Annotated in this window: 3 protein-coding genes; 2 read left to right on the forward strand and 1 reads right to left on the reverse strand. The window is 70.4% G+C overall.

What is annotated here, in order from left to right:
• Window positions 1–137: 137 nt before the first annotated feature.
• On the forward strand, window positions 138–461 hold the full coding sequence (locus ABD220_RS13510; protein ID WP_344123383.1) for a DUF6457 domain-containing protein: 324 nt from the start codon (window positions 138–140) through the stop codon (window positions 459–461).
• 127 nt (window positions 462–588) lie between these two features.
• Here the strand turns inward: ABD220_RS13510 and ABD220_RS13515 are convergent, their stop codons facing one another.
• Entirely contained in the window at window positions 589–2,943 is a 2,355-nt protein-coding gene (locus ABD220_RS13515) for an FdhF/YdeP family oxidoreductase (RefSeq protein ID WP_344123385.1), read from the reverse strand.
• Window positions 2,944–3,391: 448 nt separating this feature from the next.
• Here ABD220_RS13515 and ABD220_RS13520 point away from each other — a divergent pair, with 448 nt between their 5' ends.
• Window positions 3,392–4,684, forward strand: coding sequence for an NAD(P)/FAD-dependent oxidoreductase (locus tag ABD220_RS13520; RefSeq protein ID WP_344123387.1), 1,293 nt, complete (start codon window positions 3,392–3,394; stop codon window positions 4,682–4,684).
• Window positions 4,685–4,798: the final 114 nt, after the last annotated feature.

A 4,798-nucleotide genomic window follows, 5' to 3' on the forward strand; every position in this document is an offset into this window, starting at 1 on the left:
GACACCCCGGTCCCGGCCGGGGCGGTCCTCGACGTCCTGCCACCCTTCTCCGGCGGATGACCCGCTGCGGCTGTGCCCGGCGGCAGGACCGGCCCACTGCTGATACGCCGTTCCGTTCCCGACCCGAAGGAGACGACATGACCGTGCACGACGACAACGCCCCCGACCTGGACCAGTGGAGCCAGCGGCTCACCCAGGCGCTCCAGATCCTGGACCTGAAGGTGGACACCCAGGAGGTCCTGCAGCTCGCCCAGCATGCCTCCGGGGCCGTCTCCCCCGGGGCCGGGGCGCTGACCACCTTCTACGTCGGCTATGCCGCAGCGCTGGACACGGCCGGGAACCGGGCCGGCAAGACCCCGGACCAGGCGGTGCGCGACGCCGCGGCCACGGCCCGGCGCCTGGCCGCCGACGGCGCCCACGGCGGTCAGGACAGCATCGGGTGGGCTGCCACGGGCCAGTAGGCACCGGGCAAGGGGAAAGGACGGCGCACGGGACGGTGCACGGCGTCGTCGTCCCGGACGAGCTCGGCCGCCGCTCCCCGGTGCGGGAAGCGGCGGCCGAGCTGCGGTGCCGGTCGACCGGGACGGGTCAGACGGTGGTGGGCATGTCCGCCGCCGCGTTCTCCTCGCCGCTGCCGCCGGCCAGGCCCTCGGACGCCGGCCCCAGCCGGACGATGACGCCCTTCGACACGGGGGTGTTGCTGCCCTTGACGGTGTCGTCGAGGGGCACCAGCACGTTGCCCTCCGGGTAGTAGACCGCCGCGCACCCACGGGCGGTGGGATAGGACACGAGGCGGAACCTCCGCAGCACCCGCTCCTTGCCGTCCACGTACTCCCCGTGCACGTCCACGAGCTGGCCGTCCTCCAGACCCAGCTCGACGATGTCCTCCGGGTTCACGAAGACCACGTGCCGACCCTTCTTGATACCGCGATAGCGGTCGTTGTAGCCGTAGATCGTCGTGTTGAACTGGTCGTGGGAGCGCATGGTCTGCAGGATCAACCGGCCCGCCGGGCACTCGAGGGGGTCCAGGGCGTTGACGGTCAGCTGCGCTCTGCCCGTGGGCGTGTTGAAGGTGCGGGAGTCCCGGGGACCGTTGGCCATCACGAAGCCGCCCTCCTGACGGATCCGCTGGTTGTAGTCCTCGCACCCGACGACGACGTGGCCGATGTGCTCGCGGATCCGGTCGTAGTCGGCCTCGAAGCCCTCCCAGTCGGCGTCGACCACGTTCCCGAGCGTCGCGCGGGCCAGCCTGGCCACGATGGCGACCTCGGACAGGAGGTTCTCCCCGACGGGGGCGACCTTGCCCCATGAGGGGTGGACGGCGCTCATGGTGTCCTCCACCGAGATGAACTGCACCCCGGCGGCCTGCCGGTCGATCTCGGTCCGGCCCAGGGTGGGCAGGATGAGCGCTTCCTCGCCGACCACGGTGTGGGACCGGTTGAGCTTCGTGGAGATCTGCACGTTCATCTCCAGCCTGTCCATCGCGGCCTCCGTCGCGGCGGTGTCCGACATGGCCGCGACGAAGTTCCCGCCGAGGGCCAGGAAGAACTTGATCTCGCCGTCGCGCATCCGGCGGACGGCGTCGACCGCGTCGACCCCGTGGTCACGGGGCGGATCGAAGGAGAACTCCTTGCCCAGGGCGTCCAGGAACGCCGGCGGCATCTGCTCCCAGATGCCCATGGTCCGGTCGCCCTGCACGTTGGAGTGTCCGCGGATGGGCGAGGCGCCCGCACCCGGCTTGCCGATGTTGCCCCGCAGCAGCAGGAGGTTGATGATCTCCTTGATGGTGGCCACCCCGTTCTTCTGCTGGGTGACGCCCATGGCCCAGGTGATGATCACCTTCTCGGCCTTCAGGTACCGGTCCGCGAGCTCGTCGATCTCCTCCGAGCGCAGGCCGGTCGCGGCCAGCACCGTCTGCTCGTCCAGCTCGGCGAGGTGCGCCCTGAGCTCCTGGAGGCCCTCGCAGTGCTCGTCGAGGAACTCGTGGTCCAGCACCGTCCCGGGGGCGGCGTCCTCGGCCTCGAGCACCCGCTTGGAGACCGCCTGGAGCAGCGCCATGTCCCCACCGGCACGGATCTGCAGGAACTGGTCCGCGAGGTCCGTGCCCCTGCCGATGACGCCCTTGGGCTTCTGCGGATTCTTGAACCGGCGCAGACCGGCCTCCGGCAGCGGATTGACGGCGACGATCTGTCCGCCGTTCTCCTTCTGCTTCTCGAGGGCGCTGAGCATGCGCGGGTGGTTGGTGCCCGGGTTCTGGCCGATGAGGATCATCAGATCGGAGTTCACGTAGTCGTCATAGGTGACCGTGGCCTTGCCCACCCCCAGCGTCTGGCCCATGCCCCATCCGGAGGACTCGTGGCACATGTTGGAGCAGTCGGGAAGGTTGTTGGTGCCGAGGCCGCGCACGAACAACTGGTAGATGAACGCTGCTTCGTTGGAGGCGCGCCCGCTGGTGTAGAACGCCGCCTCGTCCGGATCGTCCAGGCTCTTGAGCTTCTCCGCCACGATGGAGATCGCCTCGTCCCAGCTGATGGGCCGGTAGTGGTCCTCCCCCTTGGCCTTGTGGACGGGCTCGGTGAGCCGGCCCTGCATGCCCAGCCAGTACTCGGAGCGCTCGCGCAGCTCGCTCACCGGGTGCTCCGCCCAGAACTCCCGGGCGACCGTCACGGGGGTGGCCTCCCACGTGACGGCCTTCGCACCGTTCTCGCAGTACTCGAAGGGACTGCGGTGACCGGGGTCCGGCCACGCGCAGCTCATGCAGTCGAAGCCGCCCTTCTGGTTCATGCTCAGCAGCGTCCGGCCTGCCCGGACCGGGCCCATGTGGTCGAACGCCGGCTCCATGGAGTAGTAGACGGCAGGCAGTCCGCCGGCCCAGTCCTTGGGCTTGGTCACCTCGAGGTCGTTCTCGTTGACCTCGCGCACTTCGGGCTTCTGTCGGGTCATGGTGCCCTTCCCTTCTCTGTCGCTGGTCACGTCCGCCGACGTGCTCGCAGACGATGGCACGGGAATTCCTGCACGGCCACGACCGGCGCGGAGTCACCACTGACGAGGTGCCGGAGCAGTGCCCGGGAGCGATTCGCCCCCCACCACGGGGAGGAGCCGCGGAGGTGGGTGCCCTGCTGCCCTCATGCAACGAATTTCACAATGCGCAACATTCTTGGAGGTGCTGGAGGGCGGTGTCAAGGAATGGCGCGCCCGCGGGCCGATCTTGCGCTCCGCGACGACGACCGTGCGAAAAATCCGGGGGAGTGCTTGACAGCAGGAGTGATGCACTTCACGCTGTTCTCATATTGCGAAGCGGGTTGCAGACTACGCACCCCCGGCGCGGGCGGTTACCGCCTCCCGTGCCACGCTCCCGTCCTTGGTCCAGAACACTCGAAAGGGGTCCTCCATGGAGTCCCTCGTCATTGTCGGGGCGTCCCTGGCCGGTCTGTCGGCCGCCCGGGCCGCGCGTAGCCTCGGATTCGGTGGTCGGTTGGTGATCATCGGTGATGAGCTGCAGCGTCCCTACGACCGTCCGCCGCTGTCCAAGGACTTCCTGGCCGGGCGGATCGAGATCGCGGATCTGACCCTGGAGACCGACACCGAGGCCCTGGACGCGGAGTGGATCCTGGGGACCCGGGCGGTGTCCTTCGATCCGGCCACCCGCACGGTCCACCTGGAGGACGGGCACACCGTCCACGCCGAGGCCCTGGTGATCGCCACCGGCGCCTCGGCCCGGAACCTGCCCCCGATCGCCGAGGCGGAGAACGTGGTGACCCTGCGCACCATCGCCGACGCGCAGAAGCTGCGCGAGCTGGTGCGCGCGGGGGGCCGGATGGTGGTCATCGGCGCCGGGTTCATCGGCGCCGAGGTCGCCTCCACCGCCCACGCCCTGGGCATGGAGGTCACCGTGCTGGAGAAGTCCCCGACCCCGCTGTGCGGGCCGCTGGGCACCCAGCTGGGCGCGGTCGTGGCCGGGCTGCACGAACGCGCCGGGGTCGAGCTGATCTGCGGGGCCGACATCACCGACTTCGACCTCACCGACGGATCCGTGAGCGCGGTGCGCCTGGCCGACGGCCGGGTGCTGCCCGCCGATGTCGTGGTCGTGGGCATCGGGGCGGTGCCCAACACCGCCTGGCTGGAGGGCTCCGGGATCGAGCTGGGCAACGGCGTGGTCTGCGACGCGGTCGGGGGCACCAGCCTCCCGGGGGTCGTCGCGGTCGGTGACTGCGCCGCGTGGTGGGAGCCGGTCACCGGCCGCCACCAGCGGGTGGAGCACTGGACCGGGGCCGCTCAGCGCCCGGGCGTGGCCGTGTCCGCGCTGCTGGGCGCGGATCCGGCGACCCTGCCGGCGGTGAAGCCCCCCTACTTCTGGTCCGATCAGTACGGCACCCGCCTGCAGTTCGCCGGCGACGCCTCCCGCGCCGACCGGGTGGTCTACGAGCACGGCGGCCCGGAGGACGATTCCCTGCTGGCCGTCTACTACGCCGGGGAGGAACCGGTCGCGGTGCTGGGTTGGAACCAGGTCAAGCTCTTCGGCCGCTGGCGCAAGACCCTGGAGAAGATCGCCGCTGCCGCCCGCACCCCTGCCCCGCCGCACGAGGCGGCCCAGTCTGTGGCCGCCGCTGTCGCCGCCCACGCCCCGGCCGCCGCCGCCGCCGCCACCACCGCCGCCGCCCCGGCCGTCGCGGCCGGGGCGTGAAACCGTTCCACCCGTCCCACCCCCGTCCCACCCGTTCCGCAGTACGTCGTAAGGAGTACGAGTTGTCGACCAATGTTGTCTCGGAGAGCCTGATCTCCACCCTGCCCGGATCCA

Source organism: Kocuria aegyptia, from assembly GCF_039530085.1.
GTDB classification, from domain to species: domain Bacteria; phylum Actinomycetota; class Actinomycetes; order Actinomycetales; family Micrococcaceae; genus Kocuria; species Kocuria aegyptia.

Bases quoted from the DNA above. Each gene is read 5' to 3' on its own strand.
- ABD220_RS13510 (WP_344123383.1), top strand. From the start codon at position 138: ATGACCGTGCACGACGACAACGCCCCCGACCTGGACCAGTGGAGCCAG.
- ABD220_RS13515 (WP_344123385.1), bottom strand. From the start codon at position 2,943: ATGACCCGACAGAAGCCCGAAGTGCGCGAGGTCAACGAGAACGACCTC.
- ABD220_RS13520 (WP_344123387.1), top strand. From the start codon at position 3,392: ATGGAGTCCCTCGTCATTGTCGGGGCGTCCCTGGCCGGTCTGTCGGCC.